The organism is Marinobacter sp. AC-23, assembly GCF_001858325.1.
Taxonomy (GTDB): Bacteria; Pseudomonadota; Gammaproteobacteria; order Pseudomonadales; family Oleiphilaceae; genus Marinobacter.
Genome location: NZ_MBPP01000100.1, coordinates 1 through 1,804 on the forward strand (window position 1 = coordinate 1; position 1,804 = coordinate 1,804).

The following is a 1,804-nucleotide window of genomic DNA, read 5'->3' on the forward strand; positions in this document are numbered from 1 at the left end:
CCTTACAAGACTGGGAACAAGGACGTAGAGAACCACAAGGCCCAGCAGTCGCGCTGTTGCGTATCGCAGAACAACATCCGGAAGTTTTTAGCCAACTGCACTGAGTAAGTCGCTAGGTGTAACCAGACGGTCAACCGGACACCAAAAGCTTTCTGCTTTTGGTTCCCTTCGCTGGCCTCCGGTGCCGGTTACCTAAGCGTTAGGAAATCACAATGACTCTACGAACACTCCCCTTTTGGCTAGTCGATGTATTCGCTAACCAGCCATTGTCAGGAAATGGATTGAGTGTGTTCTTGCTTGATGACGATCTGCCCAAACATGTCATGCAGAGCATTACTCAGGAAATGCGCCAGTTTGAAACCATTTTCCTGCAACGGACCGACCGATCATCAAAATTTAATGCTCGGATTTTCACAATGGAAGAGGAGCTTTCCTTCGCCGGACACCCAGTCATCGGAGCAGCAGCGATGCTCCATTCTGAGTTCTTCTGGGCGCAAGATGAGGTTCGCCTTGAGTTTGTAATTCATGACCGAAGCATCAATTTGACTAGCCGTCGTCACGGTGAGTCGTATGTCGCAGAAATGGATCAGGGAATTGCAACCATTGATCCCCCGATTCCAGCGGAAAAAAATGAAGTCTTTTTGGAGGCGCTGAATCTTTCAATCACTGATATGGCTCCAAAGCTTCCGCTTCAGGTGGTTTCAACGGGACTTCCTTACCTAATCGTGCCTATAAGTTCCAACCTTGAAAAGGCCCGGATCGTTGTTTCTGACTTTGAGGCTTTGCTAGCGACAGTGGGTGCCAAATTTGTCTACGTCCTGGAAGTAAATGAACTCGAAGGACGTACTTGGGATAATGATGGTAGTGTCGAGGATATCGCAACTGGCAGTGCAGCAGGGCCAGCAGCGGTTTATTTGGTTACACATGGGCGCGCACCCATAAGTGATACCTTGTTTTGGCACAGGGACGATTTCTTCATAGGCCAAGCGAGCTTTATGCGACTGTTCAGGGAGGCTCTGAACTAAACGTGACCATAAGGGGTAAAGTCTGTTTGGTTGGCAATGGAACGCTACGAATTCCTAACCAATAGTTCCAGTTCGTTCCGGGCCTGAAGGCCCTACACCGGACAGCCTTGTCGCCGCTTCGCTCTGCCAAGGCTGCCGCTGAACAACGGCGTTATGCACAGGGAGAATTCGGTGCAATTGTTTGAAACGGAAAGATTGATTGCAAGGCAGCTATGCCACCAAGACGTTCCGGTGCTCACTGAAATTCTGAGCGACCCGGAAGTCATGAAATATTCCGTTCGTGGAGTTTGCGACGAGGAAGCTACCCGGAAATTTATAGACTGGTGCCTTGAGTGCTACTCATCCCACGGGATCGGCCCGTGGGCATTGTCCGAGAAAGAATCAGGTGACCTTATTGGCTTCTGTGGTGTTGGGCCTGAGTTGGTTGGCGAGATTGAGGAAATCAATCTAGGTTATCGTTTGGCCCGCAGGTTCTGGAGTCAGGGGTTTGCAACTGAAGCTGTTAAGGGTGTGATGCAGTATGCCTTCGATCAAAAACACTGCGAGTCGGTAGTTGTTATCATAGAGCCGGAACATGCGGCATCCGTAAGAGTGACCGAGAAGTCGGGATTCGGAGACTACACAGTTCATGAATTTCATAACCGGCTGGTGCGGCTATATCGAATGACGTGCGAGGACTGGGCATTGCATAACAAATTGTTGTAGTGCGTTCCGGGCCTGGCGGCCCTACACCGGACGCCTACTACGCTCCGCTCCGTAGTCGCCGCTAAACAAAGCGT

The 1,804-nt window shown here is 50.4% G+C and carries 3 protein-coding genes; all 3 read left to right on the forward strand.

All coding sequences use genetic code 11. From position 1 onward, the window contains the following. The coding region (locus BCA33_RS22475; RefSeq protein WP_368087280.1) for a helix-turn-helix domain-containing protein at positions 1–104 on the forward strand (104 nt) is incomplete at its 5' end. 108 nt (positions 105–212) lie between these two features. After that, entirely contained in the window at positions 213–1,025 is an 813-nt protein-coding gene (locus BCA33_RS19535; protein ID WP_083394841.1) for a PhzF family phenazine biosynthesis protein, read from the forward strand. 171 nt (positions 1,026–1,196) lie between these two features. Beyond that, positions 1,197–1,730, forward strand: a complete 534-nt coding sequence (locus BCA33_RS19540) for a GNAT family N-acetyltransferase (RefSeq protein ID WP_071268460.1) — start codon at positions 1,197–1,199, stop codon at positions 1,728–1,730. The last annotated feature ends 74 nt before the right edge of the window (positions 1,731–1,804 follow it).

Excerpts from the sequence above, each read along its gene's own strand:
- BCA33_RS19535 (WP_083394841.1), top strand. The coding sequence starts at position 213 with ATGACTCTACGAACACTCCCCTTTTGGCTAGTCGATGTATTCGCTAAC.